At 64.5% G+C, this 18,120-nt stretch carries 20 protein-coding genes; 5 read left to right on the plus strand and 15 right to left on the minus strand.

Going from position 1 to position 18,120, the window contains the following annotated elements:
* Positions 1-6: 6 nt before the first annotated feature.
* Positions 7-1,416: a S41 family peptidase gene (locus AAG612_RS13560; protein WP_342510964.1), complete on the minus strand. Its 1,410-nt coding sequence runs from the start codon at positions 1,414-1,416 to the stop codon at positions 7-9.
* A gap of 188 nt (positions 1,417-1,604) precedes the next feature.
* On the opposite strand from AAG612_RS13560, the gene AAG612_RS13565 reads away from it, so the two are divergent.
* Entirely contained in the window at positions 1,605-2,189 is a 585-nt protein-coding gene (locus tag AAG612_RS13565) for a YbhB/YbcL family Raf kinase inhibitor-like protein (RefSeq protein WP_342510966.1), read from the plus strand.
* A gap of 13 nt (positions 2,190-2,202) precedes the next feature.
* Here the strand turns inward: AAG612_RS13565 and AAG612_RS13570 are convergent, their stop codons facing one another.
* A complete protein-coding gene (locus tag AAG612_RS13570) occupies positions 2,203-2,616 on the minus strand; it encodes a DoxX family protein (protein WP_342510968.1) in 414 nt (137 codons plus the stop codon).
* A 2-nt stretch (positions 2,617-2,618) separates the two neighbouring features.
* Positions 2,619-3,056 carry a cupin domain-containing protein gene (locus AAG612_RS13575; RefSeq protein ID WP_342510970.1) on the minus strand — a complete coding sequence of 146 codons (438 nt, stop codon included), beginning with the start codon at positions 3,054-3,056 and terminating at the stop codon, positions 2,619-2,621.
* Positions 3,057-3,199: 143 nt separating this feature from the next.
* Here AAG612_RS13575 and AAG612_RS13580 point away from each other — a divergent pair, with 143 nt between their 5' ends.
* The gene (locus tag AAG612_RS13580) at positions 3,200-4,465 is read left to right on the plus strand and encodes a dipeptidase (RefSeq protein WP_342510972.1); all 1,266 of its coding nucleotides are present in this window, start codon (positions 3,200-3,202) and stop codon (positions 4,463-4,465) included.
* Between the two features lie 21 nt (positions 4,466-4,486).
* Here the strand turns inward: AAG612_RS13580 and AAG612_RS13585 are convergent, their stop codons facing one another.
* The 8 genes from AAG612_RS13585 to AAG612_RS13620 form a co-directional block, all read right to left on the minus strand.
* The gene (locus tag AAG612_RS13585) at positions 4,487-4,678 is read right to left on the minus strand and encodes a DUF3008 family protein (RefSeq protein ID WP_342510973.1); all 192 of its coding nucleotides are present in this window, start codon (positions 4,676-4,678) and stop codon (positions 4,487-4,489) included.
* Positions 4,678-4,905: a hypervirulence associated TUDOR domain-containing protein gene (locus AAG612_RS13590; RefSeq protein WP_342510975.1), complete on the minus strand. Its 228-nt coding sequence runs from the start codon at positions 4,903-4,905 to the stop codon at positions 4,678-4,680. Before AAG612_RS13590 ends, AAG612_RS13585 begins: the two co-directional genes overlap by 1 nt.
* A gap of 21 nt (positions 4,906-4,926) precedes the next feature.
* The gene (locus AAG612_RS13595; protein WP_342510977.1) at positions 4,927-5,241 is read right to left on the minus strand and encodes a hypothetical protein; all 315 of its coding nucleotides are present in this window, start codon (positions 5,239-5,241) and stop codon (positions 4,927-4,929) included.
* Between the two features lie 70 nt (positions 5,242-5,311).
* Positions 5,312-6,133 carry a 2,3,4,5-tetrahydropyridine-2,6-dicarboxylate N-succinyltransferase gene (gene dapD / locus AAG612_RS13600; RefSeq protein ID WP_342510979.1) on the minus strand — a complete coding sequence of 274 codons (822 nt, stop codon included), beginning with the start codon at positions 6,131-6,133 and terminating at the stop codon, positions 5,312-5,314.
* Between the two features lie 80 nt (positions 6,134-6,213).
* Entirely contained in the window at positions 6,214-7,284 is a 1,071-nt protein-coding gene (locus tag AAG612_RS13605; RefSeq protein ID WP_342510981.1) for a phosphotransferase family protein, read from the minus strand.
* A 320-nt stretch (positions 7,285-7,604) separates the two neighbouring features.
* A complete protein-coding gene (locus AAG612_RS13610) occupies positions 7,605-8,690 on the minus strand; it encodes a Zn-dependent alcohol dehydrogenase (protein ID WP_342510984.1) in 1,086 nt (361 codons plus the stop codon).
* A 154-nt stretch (positions 8,691-8,844) separates the two neighbouring features.
* Complete coding sequence (locus AAG612_RS13615; RefSeq protein ID WP_342510987.1) at positions 8,845-10,137, minus strand: acyl-CoA dehydrogenase family protein; 1,293 nt, start codon at positions 10,135-10,137, stop codon at positions 8,845-8,847.
* A 111-nt stretch (positions 10,138-10,248) separates the two neighbouring features.
* The gene (locus AAG612_RS13620; RefSeq protein WP_342510990.1) at positions 10,249-11,685 is read right to left on the minus strand and encodes an MFS transporter; all 1,437 of its coding nucleotides are present in this window, start codon (positions 11,683-11,685) and stop codon (positions 10,249-10,251) included.
* A 227-nt stretch (positions 11,686-11,912) separates the two neighbouring features.
* Here AAG612_RS13620 and AAG612_RS13625 point away from each other — a divergent pair, with 227 nt between their 5' ends.
* From AAG612_RS13625 to AAG612_RS13635, 3 genes are all read left to right on the plus strand, one after another.
* Positions 11,913-13,091 (plus strand): acyl-CoA dehydrogenase family protein, encoded by a 1,179-nt coding sequence (locus AAG612_RS13625; protein ID WP_342510992.1) that lies wholly within the window; start codon positions 11,913-11,915, stop codon positions 13,089-13,091.
* 208 nt (positions 13,092-13,299) lie between these two features.
* Positions 13,300-14,439, plus strand: a complete 1,140-nt coding sequence (locus AAG612_RS13630; RefSeq protein WP_342510993.1) for an acyl-CoA dehydrogenase family protein — start codon at positions 13,300-13,302, stop codon at positions 14,437-14,439.
* Positions 14,440-14,555: 116 nt separating this feature from the next.
* Entirely contained in the window at positions 14,556-15,362 is an 807-nt protein-coding gene (locus tag AAG612_RS13635; protein ID WP_342511211.1) for an SDR family NAD(P)-dependent oxidoreductase, read from the plus strand.
* A 32-nt stretch (positions 15,363-15,394) separates the two neighbouring features.
* Here AAG612_RS13635 and AAG612_RS13640 read toward each other — a convergent pair whose 3' ends face one another.
* The 4 genes from AAG612_RS13640 to AAG612_RS13655 all read right to left on the minus strand — a co-directional run bounded on the left by AAG612_RS13640 (position 15,395) and on the right by AAG612_RS13655 (position 18,076).
* The gene (locus AAG612_RS13640) at positions 15,395-16,372 is read right to left on the minus strand and encodes a hypothetical protein (RefSeq protein WP_342510994.1); all 978 of its coding nucleotides are present in this window, start codon (positions 16,370-16,372) and stop codon (positions 15,395-15,397) included.
* A gap of 26 nt (positions 16,373-16,398) precedes the next feature.
* A complete protein-coding gene (gmk, locus tag AAG612_RS13645; protein WP_342510997.1) occupies positions 16,399-17,055 on the minus strand; it encodes a guanylate kinase in 657 nt (218 codons plus the stop codon).
* A 65-nt stretch (positions 17,056-17,120) separates the two neighbouring features.
* Complete coding sequence (locus tag AAG612_RS13650) at positions 17,121-17,531, minus strand: hypothetical protein (RefSeq protein ID WP_342510999.1); 411 nt, start codon at positions 17,529-17,531, stop codon at positions 17,121-17,123.
* Between the two features lie 41 nt (positions 17,532-17,572).
* A complete protein-coding gene (locus tag AAG612_RS13655; protein ID WP_342511001.1) occupies positions 17,573-18,076 on the minus strand; it encodes an SspB family protein in 504 nt (167 codons plus the stop codon).
* Positions 18,077-18,120 lie beyond the last annotated feature (44 nt).

The raw sequence follows: 18,120 nt of genomic DNA on the forward strand, positions 1-18,120 counted from the left end.
GGCTTTCTAGAACAGTCCCGGAATGCGATACTGCGCGGCACTCGGCGTGGTCGCCTCGAGCGCTTCGAGCCGCGCTGCCTGCTGCTTCACGCCCTCCGGCTTACCGTTGATCGGGTTGCAGGAACCGCCTCGAAGGAAGGACAGCGCGGTGGCTGTCGATTGCTCGCCCGGCGAGCCCATCGGATCGAGGAAGTCGTCCTCGGCTGCGCATGTCTGCGGATAGACGCTGGCCAGTCCGTCGTAATAGTCGCCACCGCCCGCGGCATTGACCGTCCGGAAAGCGACCACACGCAGGCGATCGTCGCATAGCTCCCGGTCGCGGGCGATCTGACCGACCGGCTTGCCAAAGGTGTTGCTGCCGACGAGCGCGGTGTCGTTGCCGAGGTAGGGGATGAAGGCATTGCCGACCAGTTCGCTGGCCGAGGCGGTGGCACCCGTGCCGATCAGCGCGATCTTGGTCGCGGCGATGGCTTCGGGCTGACTCTCGAAGAGTTCGGTGCTGTTGCTCAGGCCGGGGGGCGGAGGCTGGCGCACGAGAGTGCGGCTGAACACCTGCCCGACCTTGTCCCGCGCCAGCAGATCGCCCAGCAGTTCGGCCACCGAAACCAGACCGCCGCCATTATAACGGAAATCGAGGATCACCTCGGTAACGCCCTGCTGGCGGAAGGTGTTTACCGCAGCGCGCAGCTGGGGCCCGGCATCTTCCACGATGAAGGTGCGCAGGTTGATGTAGCCTACCTGTGTCCCGTTATTGTCGATCACCTGCGCGCCGTAGCGATCGGAAATCGGATCGAGCCGGTATTCGGTCTTGGTGACGCTGACCGTGCTCTCTGTGCCGCCCGGCTGACGAATCCTGAAAGTGCGGTTCACCCCCGGCGCGCTCGTCCCCAGTGCATCGCTGAAATTGCCGGGCCCGCCATTGGCGAGAAGGGTCGCGGTGTCGACACCGTTGACCGAGAGGATCTGGGTTCCACGGTCGAACCCCTGCTGGAACGCCGGCCCGTTTTCGAAAGCTTCGAGCACGAAGACGCGGCCATTGACGGTATCGTAGCCGAGCCTGATGCCAAAGCCCGCCGAGGAGCCGGAATTGATCAGCTCCTGCTCTTCCCGGATCGAGGTGATGTAGGTGAAGAACCGGTCGCGCCCCTGGGCGCGGGCAGGCGCCACCAGCGCATTGATGTAATCCTGCACAGTTGCGAAACTTGCGGGGTCGACGCTCGTATTGAGCAGTCCCGGGAAGAGGTAGAATTCCTGCAACTGGTCGAGCACCCATGCCTTGCGGTTCGCCAGCGAACATTGCGAGGGCGTCGAAGTGCCGCTGCCTCCGCCGCCGATCCGGGGTGCGCCGCTATCGCTCCCGCAGGCAACGAGGGCACAGGCCAGGAGCAGCGAGAGCGAAGCGCGGGCAACAGTCATCGGGCAACACATCCTCTACAAACCTTTGAATGAGAACTTATTATCGGACGATGCAAAGAGTCCATGCCTAAGAATCCGCCGCCCTGAGCGACCGGCTGTTCACCTGTTGCAACAACTCGCTGCCCAGCCCTTACATCGCCGCGCACAAACGCCTAGCAATGGCTCAAGTTAAGGAGATTCGACCTATCATGACCGACTGGCTGTCCGCAGTTCTTCCTGCATCGTGCCCCGCCAACCCCGGCCTCGCCATCGCGCGCTTCGCCAACCGCGAGGCGCTCGGGCGCGCAGGCTTCGCGCTTTCGAGCCCCGCCTTCGGGCAGGGTGAGGAGCTCGACCCGTGCTTCACCGCCGACGAGGAAGACGCGGTCGCGCCGCCGATGGAATGGACCGCGCCGCCCAAGGGGGCCGAAGAGATGGTGCTCGTGGTCCAGGATGCGAGCGCCGAGGACGCGACCTGCCACTGGCTGGTCTGGGGCCTCACGCCGCAGCACGGGAAGCTGCTGGAGGGCGAGGTTCCGCCGCGCACCGGCAAGAACGATCGGGGCAATTCCGACTGGTTGCTGCCCAAGGTCGATCCCGACGGGAAGCCGCATTGCTTCGTGTTCCAGCTGTTCGCGCTGGACCTGCCGATTGCGCTCATGCCCGGCGCGGGCAAGGCGGAACTCTTCGCCGCAATGGAAGGCCACGTGATTGCGGCCAGCGTGCTGAGCGCGACCTATAGCGGATCGGAAGAGGAAGACTTCGCCGATCTGGAAGAGGGCGACGAGGCATAGGACCAGTCGCCCGCTAGCGGCGTTTGCCGAAGGGCCAGTCGATCGCGTGGCTGGCCCACAAGGCGGCCCAGATGATGAACGGCTGCGCGGCCATGCGCGGGATGTGGTAGGCAAGGCCCAGGCCCCCTGTGTCGAGCCCCCCTGCGCTGCTCAGATCGTTGATCATGTGCTGGATATTGGCGGGCCATACGCACAGCGCATAGAGCGCGAGGCCTACCCCCGCGGCCCGTCTGAGACGGGGCGAAAACCCTTGCGCGAGGCCCACCGCGCCGAGGATTTCCGCAACGCCGGTGAGGAAGATCACCGTTGCCGGGAAAGGCACCTGCGGCGGCATGATGCCGAGGAACGGCTCGGGCACCGCGATGTGGAGCACGCCCGCCGCGAAGTAGGCGAGCACGAGGAACCAGCGGGTTGCGGTGCGTGCCATCGCTAGGCGCGTCGCGGAGCCCAGCCCGGCGCTGCAAGCGCGAAACCTTCGAACTCGAAACCGGGTGCCACCACGCACGTGACGAAAGCATAGCCGCGCGAACCGGGCAGCGGCATCGCTGCCTGCCAGTGGCCTTGCGGGACGACGCCCTGCCACTGGGTCACGGTTGCATTGCTGTCGCCCAGCACCAGCGTCTCGACTGCTGCGTCGTCGTCTTCCGCAATACGCAGCGCCAGCGGATCACCCGCATGCCACAGCCACAGCTCGTCGGCATCGACCCGGTGCCAGTGGGATGCCTGTCCCGCTTCGAGCAGGAAATGGATCATCGTCGCAGTGGCGCGGCCATCCTTTTCCGGGGCGCGGAACGTCTCGCGATACCAGCCGCCTTCGGGGTGGGGTTGCAGGCCATGGGCTTCGATGAGTGTGCGTGCTTCGCTCATGGCCACGCGTTAGGGCAGGGGCGCACGATGCGAAAGGGGATACGCAAGGGATTGGCTGGCCTGGCCTGGCGCCGCACGCTTCCCTTTTGGTGTCGAGACACTATGCCTTGCCTCTCTCGATTTCGATGCAAGGGGATCATCGCATGCTGCGCCGTACCGCCATCACCGCCGCGACCGCGCTCGCCTTCACCTTGGCTGCGCCGCTGGCCGCGCAGTCGCCCGAGGAGATCGCCGAGGCCGCGCTGGAGGCGGCGCCGGTGTGGGACGGGCATAATGATGTGCCGATTCAGCTGCGCAGCCGCGTCGGCAATGCAATCGGCGAATTCGATTTCGAGCATACCGGCCACACGAAAACCGATACGCGCAGTGCGATGCATACCGATCTCGCTCGGCTGAAGGCAGGCAGGGTCGGGGCGCAATGGTGGTCCGTCTATGTCTCGGCCTCGCTCGACGAACCCGAAGCGGTGCAGATGACGATCGAGCAGATCGACGTGACCAAGCGTCTGATCGCCCGTTATCCGAGCGAGATGACGCTCGCACTGAGCGCCGACGATGTCGAGGCCGCGATGGCCGAGGGGCGGATTGCCGGGCTGCTGGGGATGGAGGGCGGTCACTCGATCGGCTCGAGCCTCGCCGTGCTGCGCCAGATGTACGACCTGGGCGCGCGCTACATGACGCTGACCCACAGCCGCAACACGCCGTGGGCCGACAGCTCTACCGACGCGCCCGAGCATGACGGGCTGACCGAGTTCGGCAAGGATCTGGTCCGCGAGATGAACCGCATCGGGATGGTGGTCGATCTCAGCCACGTCTCCGAAGCGACGATGAACGATGCGCTGGACGTCACGCGCGCTCCGGTCATCTTCAGCCATTCCTCGGCGCGGGCGATCAACGGCCATGCGCGCAACGTGCCCGATGCGGTGCTGCGGCGGCTGGTGGAGAACCGCGGGATCATCATGGTCACCGCGGTGCCCGGCTTCCTGAGCGAGGAGGCGCGCGTGTGGAACGCCAATCGCGACGCCGAAGAAGCGCGGCTGGAAGCGCTGTGGCAGGGCCAGCCCGAAGCGGTTGCAGCCGGTCTGACCGCGTGGGACGAAGCGAACCCCTATCCTCCGGCAGATATCGGCGACATGGCCGATCATATCGACCACGTTCGCAAGATTGCCGGTATCGATGCCATCGGCATCGGCGGAGATTACGACGGCATCCCCTTCGCGCCCGAGGGGCTGGAGGATGTCTCCACCTATCCCGCGCTGTTCACCGAGCTGGCGCGGCGCGGCTATAGCCAGGACGATCTGGAGAAGATCAGCTCGCGCAACATGATGCGGGTGATGCGCGAGGTTGAGGCGACCAAGGCCGCGATGGCCGACGTGCCGCCTTACGAGTATTCGACCAACGAGGAGCGCTGAGCGCGCATCGACGGCGACGGATCAGTCATCGTCGGCCTCTTCGGGCAGGTCTTCGCGGTCGGTGGAGGCCATTTCCTCCAGCTCGTCCTCGGTCATGCTTTCGTACATGCCCACCGAAGCTCCCTGCAGGTCGGACTTCTTCGTCTCGCCGCGCTTGGCCGAGAGTGCGGCGCCGGCCGCCTGTTGCTGTTTCTTGGACTTTGCCTTGGCCATCAGGATTGCGCCTCTATTTCCGAACCGAGCTTGAGAACCTCGTCGCCATCATCCTGCTTGATGAGGTAGGCCGGGTTGTCTTCGGTGCCGTTGCGGGTGACCTCGCTGCCTTGCAGCGTGCGGGTCACCTCGCGTTCGAAGCGTTCCTTGATCTGGCCCTTGGCGGTGCCGTCGCCCCAATCCCATCGAACATACTGATCGCTCTGAAAGCTGTTGGAATTGCTCATGGAAATGGGGCTCCTGCCGAATTACTCCTGTTCGGTAGCAACCTCGGCGTCGGCAGCAGGTTCCTCGCTGAAGCCTTCGTCGCCCAGATCCTGTTCGGTGATGACACCATCGGTGCCGATGCCATCGTCGTTCGAAGTGGCCTCCATCGTGCCCATCACGGTCGCCTCTTCCTCGGCATCGCCCTGGGTCAATGCGGGGATGATCCAGATGAGCGACAGCGCGACGATCGCGAGCAGCAGGCCGATGCCGAGAATCCAGCGCACCACGCCTTCCTTGCTGCCACCGCTGACGTCTTCCTCGTCGATGTGAATTTTCCTGTTGTCATCATGTGCCATTATGTCTTCCTTTCCCGTCCGCCGAATAGTCCCAACGGCCCGTCAGCCGCCCTGTTCCGCAGCTTCGCGGCTAATCGCGCAGCAGCTCGTTGATGCCCGTCTTCTCGCGCGTGCGCGCATCGACCGTCTTGACGATGACCGCACAGGCGAGCGAGGGGCCGCCATTCTCCGACGGAAGCGTGCCCGGCACAACTACCGAATAAGGCGGTATCGACCCGCGCAGAACCTCGCCCGTCTCGCGCACGACGATCTTGGTCGACTGGGTGATGAAAACGCCCATCGCGACCACGCAGCCTTCGCCCACGATCACGCCCTCGACGATTTCGGAGCGCGCGCCGATGAAGCAGTTATCGCCGATGATCGTCGGGTTGGCCTGCAGCGGTTCGAGCACGCCGCCGATCCCGGTCCCCGCCGAGATGTGGCAGTTGGCGCCGACCTGTGCGCAGCTGCCCACGCTGGCCCAGGTATCGAGCATCGTGTTCTCGCCCACATAGGCGCCGATATTGGTGAAGCTGGGCATCAGCACGCAGTTCTTGCCGATAAAGCTGCCGCGCCGCGCGATCGCGCCGGGTACGACGCGGAAGCCCGCTTCGCGGTAGCGTTCCTCGCCCCAGCCGGCGAACTTGCTCGGCACCTTGTCGAAGGCGGGCGAGCCCACCGCACCGTCCATCAGGCGGTTGTCGCTCAGACGGAACGACAGCAGCACCGCCTTCTTGAGCCACTGGTTGACCCTCCAACCGCCATTCCCGTCGGGCTCGGCGACTCGCGCGCTGCCATTGTCGAGGCTCAGGATCGCGGCGTCCACCGCCTCGCGCAGGTCGCCATCGCCCGTGTCGAGCGCCTCGCGATTGTCCCACGCCTGTTCGATCACCTGCTGGTGGTCGTCACTCATTTCTCGAAAACTCCTTGTGCCGCACACGGCCTGTCACGCGACTGCTAGCCGCGCCGGTTCACGTTGTGAAGCGGGTGCGCTCAGTCCATCCCGGCGCGCTGCGCGAAGCCGTAGGCGGATTGCACCAGTGGGCGCACCCGCTCGCTCATCCGCTTGGCGTGGGCGGACGAGGCCGTGCCGTCGATCACGCGCTTCTTGATGCCCTGGATGATCCCGGCGAACTTGAACAGGTTGAAGGCGAAGTACCAGTCCATGTCGGGCACCGGATAGCCGGTCCGCTCGACATAGCGCTGGGTCGTTTCCTCGGCGCTGGGAATGCCCAGCTCTTCGAGATCGAGCCCGCCGAGCCCCGCGCGTCCATCCGCCGGATTATGCCAGTTGAGCACGAAATAGCTGAAGTCGGCGATCGGATCGCCCAGCGTCGAGAGCTCCCAGTCGAGCACGGCGGCAACGCGGTTCTCGTCGGAATGGAAAATCATGTTGTCGAGCCGGTAGTCGCCATGGACGATGCCGCTGGCGTGCTGATTGGGCACGGTCTCGGGCAGCCACGCGATCAGCGCTTCCATCTCCGGAATCTCTTCGGTTTCGGAGAGCTTGTACTGCTTGGTCCAACGCGCGATCTGGCGTGCGCAGTAATCCTGCGGCTTGCCGTAGTCGTCAAGGCCGATGGCCTTGGGATCGGTCGTGTGCAGATCGGCCAGCGTGTCGATCATCGCATGGTAGATCTCGCGCCGCTGGTCGGGCGTGTAATCGGGCAGCGAGCCGTTCCACAGGTTGCGGCCCTCGATCAGCTCCATGACGAAGAACTTGGAGCCAATGACATCGGCGTCTTCGCACAGGCCGTAGGTGCGCGGCACGGGGAAGCCGGTGGGCCCGAGTGCGCTCATCACGGTATATTCGCGGTCGACCGCGTGCGCCGATGGCAGCAGCTTGCCGAAGGGCTGACGGCGCAGCACATATTTGCGGTTGCCGCTCTCGACCTTGTAGGTCGGGTTGGACTGGCCGCCCTTGAACTTGGACAGCGTCAGCGGCCCGTCGAAATCCTCGACATTCGCCTCGAACCACGCGGTCAGTGCCGCTTCGTCCAGCTTGTCGGCGTCGGGCACGTCGATCGTGCCGACCATTTCCTTCTCGTAGTCGATGTTGGTCAAGTTCTGCCTCTCCTAACCCCATTCGTCATGCTGAACTCGTTTCAGCATCCAGATTCCGTGTCGTCCAACCTTTCGATCGATCGATCCCGGATAAGCCCTGGACCCTGAAACGAGTTCAGGGTGAAGGCCAGCTTCGATGCTGGCACACACACCACCCCCATTTTCGAAATTCCGGTCATGGCGTGCAGTCGCACTAATCCGCCGCGCCGGACCGCAAATGAGAGCGGCAAGTGTCACCTTTCAATATTCATCGCTCCGAATTTCCTGCCCGGAAGGTTCTAGCGCGCATGCCCCGTGTAGGACAGGCGTGCCCCGTATCGTCAGTCGAACACCACGATGCTGCGTGCGCTGTGGCCTTCGCGAAGCTTGTCGAACCCGGCGTTGATGTCTTCCAGCGCGATCCGCTCGGCGATGATTGTGTCGAGGTCGAGCAGGCCCCGCAGGTAGAAGTCGACGAGGCGCGGGAGATCGACCGGGAAGTGGTTCATCCCCATGATCGCGCCCATCAGCTTCTTGCCGCCGAGCAGGTCCATCGCGCCCAGCCCCACCTTGCAGTCGAGCGGCATCATGCCGAGGACCACTGCGGTGCCGCCACGGCGGAGCGATGCGACCGCGAGATCCGCGCTCGCCTGCCGTCCGACCGCTTCTATGCCGTAATGCACGCCGCCACCCGACAGCTTGACGATCTGCGAAGCTGCATCTTCCGCCAGCGCGTCGATCGTGTGTGTCGCGCCCAGCGTTTCGGCGAGCGCGCGCTTCTCGGGCAGCGGGTCGGCGGCGATAATCATGCCTGCGCCCGCGATCTTGGCCGCGTTGATCGCTGCAAGGCCGACGCCGCCGCAGCCGATCACCGCGACGCTCTCACCCGGCGTCAGCTTGATCGCGTTGAAGATGGTGCCCGCACCGGTGGTCACCGCGCAGCCGAGCACGGCAGCCCGGTCGAACGGCATGTCCTTGTCGATCGCCACGCAGGCATGTTCGTGGATCAGCATCTGTTCGGCAAAGGCCGACAGGTTGAGCAACTGCTGCACAGGCTCGTCGCCTCGGGAAAGGCGCGGGGCCGCACCCTTGCCGCGCCGGGTTCCCTGACCGAGGCACAGCGCCATGCGGCCGGTGACGCAGAATTCGCACTGGCCGCAGAACGCGCTGAGGCACGAGACGACATGATCGCCCGGCTTCACCATCGTCACTTCGCTGCCCACCGCGCGGACCACGCCCGCCGCCTCGTGCCCGGGCACCAGCGGTAGCGCGTGCGGATAGGCACCGTCGATGAAGTGCAGGTCCGAATGGCACAGGCCGCACGCCTTGGTGTCGATCAGAACCTCGTGCGGGGCGGGCTCGGCGAGCTGAATCTCACCGATCACCATCGGTTCGCCGGGTTTCTCGAGAATGGCTGCTTTGGTCATACTTCCCTTTCATCCCCTCCCGTTCACGGGAGGGGAGCGAGACTTGGGCTTGCCTCGCAAGTCCTAGTCGCAGCGGGGTGGGCTTTCGCAAGCCACAACCCGCTCAGGGGGCCCACCCCCGACCCCTCCCGCAAGCGGGAGGGGAGCATAAGGTTCAGCGCGTGGCGCCCATGTCGCCCGAGCTGTAGGTTTCCATCTCGTCCGCAGTCGGCGCGTGGCGGGCGAATTCCATGCGCGCGATCGAGCGTGCGTGAACCTCGTCCGGGCCGTCCGCCAGCCGCAGGGTGCGCTGGTGGGCGTAGGCCTGGGCAAGACCGAAATCGTCGGACACACCGGCACCGCCATGCGCCTGGATCGCATCGTCGATGATCCGCAGCGCCATGTTGGGCGCGGCGACCTTGATCATCGCGATTTCCTGCTTGGCGGCCTTGTTGCCGACCTTGTCCATCATGTCGGCGGCCTTCAGGCAAAGGAGGCGCGTCATTTCGATGTCGATCCGCGCCTGCGCGACGCGCTGTTCCCAAATCGAGTGCTTGTAGATCGGCTTGCCGAAGGCTTCGCGCGCCTGCAGCCGCTTGCACATCTTCTCAAGCGCTTCCTCGGCGACGCCGATCGTGCGCATGCAGTGGTGGATGCGGCCCGGCCCGAGGCGGCCCTGCGCGATCTCGAAACCGCGGCCCTCACCCAGCAGCATGGCCGAGGCGGGGACGCGCACGTTCTTGAGGCTGATTTCCATGTGGCCGTGCGGGGCATCGTCGTAACCGAACACGGGCAGGAAGCGTTCGATCGTCACGCCTTCGGCATCCAATGGCATGAGGATCATCGACTGCTGCTGGTGACGCTGGGCCGAGGTGTCGCTCTTGCCCATGACGATCGCGACCTTGCAGCGCGGATCGCCCGCACCGCTGGACCACCACTTGCGCCCGTTGATGACGTATTCGTCACCTTCGCGGATGATCGAGGTTTCGATGTTGGTCGCATCCGAGCTGGCGACCTGCGGTTCGGTCATCAGGAAGGCGCTGCGGATCTTGCCGTTCATCAGCGGGTCGAGCCATTGCTCCTTCTGCTCGCGCGTGCCATACCTGTGCAGCACTTCCATATTGCCCGTGTCGGGCGCGGAGCAGTTCATCGTCTCGCTGGCGAAGCCGATGCGGCCCAGCTCTTCGGCGACCATCGCGTATTCAAGGTTCGTGAGGCCGGGGCCTTCGAACTCGAAGCTCTCGTCGACATGGTGGTGGCTGTCGTTGCGGGGCGGCATGAACATGTTCCACAGGCCCTTGGCCTTCGCCTTTTCCTTCAGCTCTTCGACCACCGGAATGACCTTCCAGCGGTCGCCCTCGGCGTCCTGTGCCTTGTAGGTGGGAACGGCCGGGCGCACTTCCTTCTCGATGAAATCGCGGACGCGGTCGCGCCAGTGGCTCTGGCGGTCTGTGGGCTGGAAATCCATGTCTTGCCTCTCTTGCTTCAGACTATCTTCGAAAATCGGGTATGCGGTCAAAAGGTCTCGTGGCAGAGCCGCGCGCCTGCGCCAACCCCGCAATCGTCGTGATGTGGGTTGTCAGGGACGCAAAGCTTCCCCCGTCGGATCGGTGCGCGCCGCATCGTCGAGCAGGGCGAGCCGCGCCTCGTGACTTTCCCGCGTGATCGGGAACCGCGCGAGCCAGAAGGCGGCCGTAGCGGCAAGCACGAGCGAGACGAGACCATAGAGCAGGATCATCGGGGTCAGCACGTCCATCGAGACCGTGCCGGGGCGCGCATCGGTGGGCAATTGCGCCAGCGCGATGATTTGCCCGGAGATGAAAATCCCCGCACCGGTCGCGCATTTCTGGATCAGCCAGTTGCCCGCGTAGAACTTGCCTTCGGCCCGATCGCCGGTGCGTTCCTCATAGACCTCGATGATCTCGGCGACCATCGAGGTGGCGGAGATCATCGAGACGATGCCCGAGGTATTGCCGAGGAACAGGAAGCAATAGAACAGCGCGGTCGAAGGCAGCGTCCCGGCTTCGGGCCAGGCACTGGCGAGGAACAAAGCATAGGGCGTGAAGGCGAACCCGAACGCCGCCAGCGCGCCGTAGGCGGCGGTGTGTGGCTTGCCGAGGCGGCGGTGCAGCGGGCTGACGACCACGAACATCAGCAGGGCGCTGAAGAACAGCACCACCGGATAGGCCTGGAAGGCACGTTCGTCGAACTGCCAGACGAAGGCGTTGACATATTGCGAGATGGAGAAGGTCGTGCCCTGGCTGATATAGGCCGCCATCGCGCCCGCAGCGAAGATCAGGAACGCCTTCTCGCTGAAGGCTTGCTTGATCTCGGCAAAGGCGTCGAGCCACCGGAACGGCGGCGGGCGATCGGGCGGGGGATGGGCAACAAGCGTGTGCAACCCGATCGCCGATCCGATAACCGAAAGCACCATCAGCAGGCCGCCTGCAATACCGAAACCGACATAGCCGTCCGCTTCCAGAATCCCGTCGGGCCCGCGCATGAAGACGGTATAGGCGAGGATCATCATCACGATCCCGCCGCTCCATCCCATCAGGTAGCGGTAGCGGAACAGCGTGGTCCGCTCGTCGTAATCGGTCGTGATTTCGGGCACGAGGCTCACCTGTGGGACCTCGCAGGCGGACAGCAGAAGGCGCACGCCGACCGCAATGCCGAGCAACCCGAGGAAGCTGGGCGCCTCGCCTCCGGGCGGTGACCACAGCACGATCCACATCAGCGCGAGCGGCCATGGCGCGAGATAGAGCCACGGCAGGCGGCGGCCCCACTTCGAATAGGTCCGGTCCGAGAAATAGCCGATGAAGGGGTCCGCGACCGCATCGACTAGCAACGCCAAGGCCAGCGCCAGCCCGACCAGCCCGGCATCCATTCCGAGCACCTGATTGTAAAAGATCAGCAGGAAGAAGGAAAAGCCGCTGTCCTTCACCCCGAAGGCCATCGCTCCCACGCCTTGAATCAGCTTGATGCGAAGCGGAATCGGTCCTTGCGTGAAGGCCATGAAGTGCGAATCTCTCCCGTGCGGAGCCTCATCGCGCCGCCGTTGACGTTTACGGAACACTACGGGATGCGGGCGTGGGCGCAAGCGCAATCGGCCTGCCGCTACGGCATACCCGTTTTACGAATGCACGCTTGCGGCGGGGCCTCGCTTGGCTTTACGGATGCGTCAGCAAAACACCCGCGGCGAGAGTCTCACACCGCTCCGCCGCATCCCGAGGAGAGAGATATATGGCCGATCTGGAGCAATTCCGCGAGAAAACGCGCAGCTGGCTCGAAGCCAACTGCCCGCCCGAAATGCGCGAGCCCGTGCAGGACGAGAACGACGTCTACTGGGGCGGGCGCAACGCCACCTTCAAGAACGACGCGCAGAAGTCCTGGTTCGAGGCGTGCCGCGACAAGGGCTACACCGTGCCCGCATGGCCCAAGGAATATGGCGGCGCAGGCCTTTCGCCCGCCGAAGCCAAGGTGCTGCGCGAGGAAATGGCGCGGATCAACGCGCGCCCGCCCTTGAGCTCCTTCGGCATCTGGATGCTCGGCCCGGCGCTGCTGCACTTCGGCACCGAAGGTCAGAAGCAGCGCTTCCTCAACGAGATCGCGCGCGGCGAGATTCGCTGGTGCCAGGGCTATAGCGAGCCGGGCAGCGGATCGGACCTCGTCTCGATGCAGACTTTTGGCGAGGACAAAGGCGACCACTGGATCGTCAATGGCCAGAAGATCTGGACCTCCTACGCCGACGAAGCCGACTGGATCTTCTGCCTCGTCCGCACGGACAAGACGAACAAGTACCAGGGCATCACCTTCATGCTGTTCGACATGGCGGGCGATGGCGTCAGCACCAAGCCGATCAAGCTGATCAGTGGCAACAGCCCGTTCTGCGAAACCTTCATGGACGATGTGAAGGTGCCCAAGTCCTATGGCGAGGATGTCCCCGCCTATGTCGGCGAGATCAATCGCGGGTGGGATGTCGCCAAGTACCTGCTTGGCCACGAGCGCGAGATGATCTCGGCCACCGGCGGCGGCGATCGGGCCTCCTCGCTGGGTGCCGTCACCAGCCGTCAGGGCGAGCTCGACCCCGTGCTGCGCGCCGAGATGGCGCTGTTCGATGTCGATGCACTCGCCTTCACCGCGATGAGCGAGAAGTTCCTCGACGAGGTCAAGGTGGGCAAGGGCCACCCGGCGCAGCCGAACATGCTGAAGTACGCCGGCACCGAGCTGAACAAGCGGCGGCACGAGTTGCTGATGGCAGCCGGCGGTTCGCGCACCCTCGAATGGGAAAGCGAAGAGACCGAGCACGGCAAGCCTGCCCGCAGCTGGCTGCGGACCAAGGCGAACTCGATCGAGGGCGGCACCAGCGAGGTGATGCTCAACGTGGTCGCCAAGCGCATCCTGGAGCTGCCGGGCGCGTAGATCATTCTCCCCTCCCGCTTGCGGGAGGGGGGATTTGGGTGAAACGTCCCCCGGACGTTTCAGGCCATGCTGGGAGCATGGCCGACCCAAATCCGGGTGGGCGAGGCCTTGCGCCGCACTGCCTCCCACCCCGTTGCGACTAGGTCGCCGACGCGACCAAGTCTCACTGCCCCTCCCGCAGGCGGGAGGGGATTTGGAGAGAGAACAGATGCCACTTTATTACGATGACGATCAAGCGATGCTCGCCGATAGCGCCAAGGACTTTATTGGCGAGGAAGGCGCGATTGCGAAACAGCTGCGCCACTGGCGCGACCGCGACTGCAAGGATGGTTTCGGCCACGGACTGTGGGAGCAGTTCGGCGAAATGGGCTTCACCGGCATCTTGCTGCCCGAAGAGGACGGCGGGCTCGGCATGGGCCAGGTCGAGGCGAACATCGTGCTCGAGGAAATCGGCGCGAACCTCACCCCGTCGCCTTTCCTTTCCAGCTCCGTGCTCGCCGCCACGGCGCTCAAGCACGGCAGCGACGACACGCGGGGCCGCTGGCTGCCCGATATGATCGCGGGCAAGAACGTCTACGCTGTCGCGATCGACGAAGGGCCCAAGCACCGGCCCGAAACAATCGCCTGCAAGGCAGAGAAATCGGGCAATGGCTTCAAGCTGAGCGGCAAGAAGGACTTCGTGGTCTATGGCGCCAGCGCCGAGATGATCGTGGTCGCCGCGCGCACTTCGGGCAGCGATAGCGATGCCGATGGGATCACTTTGTTCGCGGTGCCGCAGGACGCGAACGGGATGAGCCACGACAGCGTGCGGCTGGTCGATTCTTCGATGGCGAGCCACATCACCTTCGATGGGGTCGAACTCGACGGCGATGCGGTGATCGGCGAAGTCGATGGCGGCCGCGAGGTGCTGAACGCGATGCTGCGGGCAGGCCGTGTGGGCGCGGCGGCGGAAGGCGTCGGCGTCGCGCGCGGGGCGATGGACATGACGGTCGATTACCTCAAGCAGCGCAAGCAGTTCGGGCAGCTGATCGGCAGCTTCCAGGCGCTGCAGCACCGCGCCGCGCATCTCTATTCCGAAGTCGAGATCGCCCGCGCGGTGACCATCAAGGCCGCGCAGCTGCTCGATGCGGGCAGCGAGCAGGCCGAGCTGATGACCTCGGTCGCCAAGGCCAAGGTTGCCAAGGCGGCGGGGCTCGCGGTCAAGGAAGGCGTGCAGATGCACGGCGGCATCGGGATGACCGACGAATACGACATCGGCCTCTACATGAAGCGCGACCGCGCGCTGCAGGAGTTCCTCGGCGACATGTACTACCACGCCGGCCGCGTGGCGGAACTGAGCGGGTATTGAGCTCTTTTTTCGTCACCCCGGCCCCCGAGCCGGGGTCCCGCTTTCTTCCTGCGGCGGGCCCCAAGTAAGCGGGATCCCGGATCAAGTCCGGGATGACGACGGAGATTTTTTCAATGATGAAACTCACCGACCTTTTCGGTCTCGAAGGCAAGATCGCACTGGTGACGGGCGGCAGCCGCGGGATCGGCAAGATGATCGTCGAAGGCCTGCTCGAAGCGGGCTGCGCGAAGGTCTATATCGTCGCGCGCAAGAAGGAGCAGGTGGACGAAACCTCTGCCGAGCTGGGCGACAAGGTGATCGGCCTCACCGGCGACCTTTCGCAGATGGACGGGATCAAGGCGCTGGCCGATGAACTCGCGAGCCGCGAAGACAAGCTCGATCTGCTGGTCAACAACGCCGGCGCTGCATGGGGCGAGCCGTTCGAGGAATTCAGCGAAGCCGGCTGGCACCGCACGGTCGACCTCAACATGAAGACGCCGTTTTTCCTGACGCAGAAGCTGCTGCCGCTGCTCAAGAAGGCGGGTACTCCGGAGCGTCCGGCCAAGGTGCTGATGATCGCCAGCATCGACGGGATGAAGTCCAACCCGTGGCCGACCTATCCCTATCAGGCGAGCAAGGCGGGGCTGATCCACCTGACCCGCCGCATGGCCGCCGAGCTGATCGGCCACAATATCGTGGTCAACGGCATCGGGCCCGGCGCCTTCCCCTCGGCGATGAACCGCGCTGCGCGCGACAACGAAGATTTGGTCAAGCGCGGTATCCCCTCGCGCCGCGTGGGCGTGACCGAGGATATGGCGGCGGGCGCGATCTACCTGCTCAGCCGCGCGGGCGATTATGTGGTCGGCACTACGATCCCGATCGACGGCGGCGTGGTCAACGCCAATATCGGCGCGGGCAACTTCGTCGATCCGTCGGGGGAGTAAGGCGCAAGGCTAGCGACGGGCTTGCGGGCGTCCTATTCCGACGGGATCTGGATGCCCAGCAAGCCGGCCAGTTCGTTCTGGAGCGCTTTCTCCAGCTCGCTCAACCGTGCTGCGTCGTCGGCCGGGTCGCTCCGCTCTTCGGCCCGGTTCGGTGTTTCGGCGAAGTAGACCGTCTTGCGCCACCGCGCATCGCCCTGCGATGCGGCAAGCGAGATGCATCGGCCTTCCCTGTCGCTCCCGTAGGTTTTCTGGACGAAAAGATTTCGGCCGTCATCGGGAAGCGGGCGCGCAACCTCCACCAGATGGACCTTGCCGTCCTTCCTGACTGCGTTCTCCAGGAACCCGACACCATCCATCAGGTGTAGCGCTGCTTGTTGCAGGACCGATCGTGACGCGATCGTTTGGGTGTTCATATAGGTGACGTCGTCGAGCTCGAACGCATCCGTGCGGCTGGACAGCGACGGCTCGCACCCCGCATCCCGCGAGTAAATCGCGCGGGACCTGAACCCGCCGACCACGGCCGGTTGCATGTTCGACCTGCTCTTCTCGCCGCAATTGCGCGCCGCAGGCAAAGCTGGCTCTTCGAGCAAGCTTTGTTCCCGATCATAGGCGAGCGCGGGGTTTAAGGCCTTCTTTTTGCTCGAACAGGTGAGGGTATAGACGACCCGCGCGCAGCTGGGCTCGCCGGTCGCGGCAGGTTCGCGCCAACGCACATCGCGCCGTGCGACGGTTTCTTCGGCGGGGCAGAAAATGGCAAGCTTTCGCGCGGCAAGTCGCGCAGCTTCCCACGCCGGAGACGCCATTTGAGCCGGGGTGAAGTGGCCGACTTCGTAAATGTAGCCGCCCGTGCTGCCTATCCAGACGCGGCTGACATTCAGGTCTTCGGGCACCGCGCCTGCGTCGTCCGGCTGCGCTGAGCCTATCTGGCCGACCTCTGCCTGGGGGGCGGAGACGCAGCCCCATAAAAGGCATGCCAGAAGAGAGATCGAGCGCCGCAGCATCGCGCGCATTGTTGCCCCGATCGGCTAACCAATCGTTACGCCATCAGGTCGCGCACGAAATCGATCAGCCCGGTCTGGCGCTGGCGCTTCATCCGCTCGGCTTCGAGGATCTCGCGCACCTTGGCGAAGCACGCATCCACGTTATCGTTGACGACGACATAGTCGTACCCGTCCCAGTGGCTGATTTCCGCGCGGGCACGGTCCATGCGCGAACCGATTACTTCCTCGCTGTCGGTCCCGCGCCCGGTCAGGCGGCGGCGCAGTTCCTCAAGGCTCGGCGGCAGGATGAATACCCGGACGACGTCCTGCTGGTCTTTCTGGTAAAGCTGCTGCGTGCCCTGCCAGTCGATGTCGAACAGGAAATCCTGCCCGTCCTTCAGCGCGCTGCGGATATGCCCCTTGGGCGTGCCGTAGCGGTGATCGAAGACGTGGGCCCATTCGTAGAAGCCGTCTTCTTCCAGCAACCGATCGAACTCGGCATCGTCGACGAAGTGATAATGCACGCCGTCCTGCTCGCCCTTGCGCATCGGGCGAGTCGTTGCCGAAACCGACAGCTTGATCGCCGGATCGGCCGCCAGCAGCATGTTGGAAATGGTGGTTTTGCCCGCGCCCGAGGGGGAGGACAGGATGAACATCAGGCCCCTGCGATGGAGCGTGTCGGGATCGGTGCGGGGTGAGGAAGGCTCGGCCATGTCCGCCTTTGGACCTGTGGCCGCCGCGAGATCAACCCTCTGCTGCAGCCAATTCCTCAGGACGGTCAGCCTTCGCCGGAACCCTCGGCAGCATCTTCCAGCAATTGCGCGTCGCCCTTGGCACGCGACTTCTTCGCCTGCCGCCGGTCATACAGCGTCTTGGCGAGCATCCCGCCACCGACCGCAATGGCGCCGGTGGAGGACTTCGTCGCTATCCTCGACATGCCGAGGCTGAGCAGGGTCGAGCCCATGCTTTGGTTTTCGACAATGGATTTGGCGGTTTCCTTGCCGTAGCGATCTTTCAGCATCCGCTTTTCCACCGCCTTGCGGAACAGGATGGACCCCGTGCGGATAATCGCGTTGGCCATGATCAGGTTGGTGGCGGGGTTGGTCGAGGGGCCGCGCACCGGCTCGCCACGCGCGCGCGCCTGCCCTCTGGCCACCTTCTTGCGCAGTTCCTCGCGGCGTTTGCTCATGATGCTATCGCGCCCTTCGCTTGCCGCAGCAAGTGCGGCGGCTACTTCTTGCGGCCGAAATCGACCGTGACGACGTTCGAGCCGTCTTCGCTCTTCCCAACGGGTTCGCCAGCCGCCTGTTCCCCGCCATCATTGCCCGCAGGGTCCGGCTGGGCGGGGGCATCTTCGACCGCCGTGGCCTGGAACTGCAGCCCGAAATCGACCGCCGGGTCGACGAAGGCGGTGATCGCGGAGAAGGGCACGACGAGGTGCGAGGATATCTTGTTGAAGCTCAGCCCCACCGAAAAGCCGACCTCGGTAACGTTCAGATCCCAGAACTTGTTCTGGAGCACGATCGTCATCTCGTCCGGAAAACGCTCGCGCAAATGGTCGGGAATCTCGACGCCGGGAACGCCGGTCTTGAAAGTGATGTAGAAATGGTGGTTGCCGGGCAGGGTGCCGCCACCCGCTTCGATCTCTTCCAGCACGCTGCCGACCACGGCGCGCAGGGCTTCCTGCACGATCTGGTCGTAGGGGATCAGGCTATCGGGCGCATCGTCACTCATCACTCGCGATTAGGTGGCGGGGAGCGTCCGCCCGGTCAAGCGTA

It is taken from the genome of Citromicrobium bathyomarinum, assembly GCF_038594605.1.
Classification (GTDB): Bacteria; Pseudomonadota; Alphaproteobacteria; order Sphingomonadales; family Sphingomonadaceae; genus Alteriqipengyuania; species Alteriqipengyuania bathyomarina_B.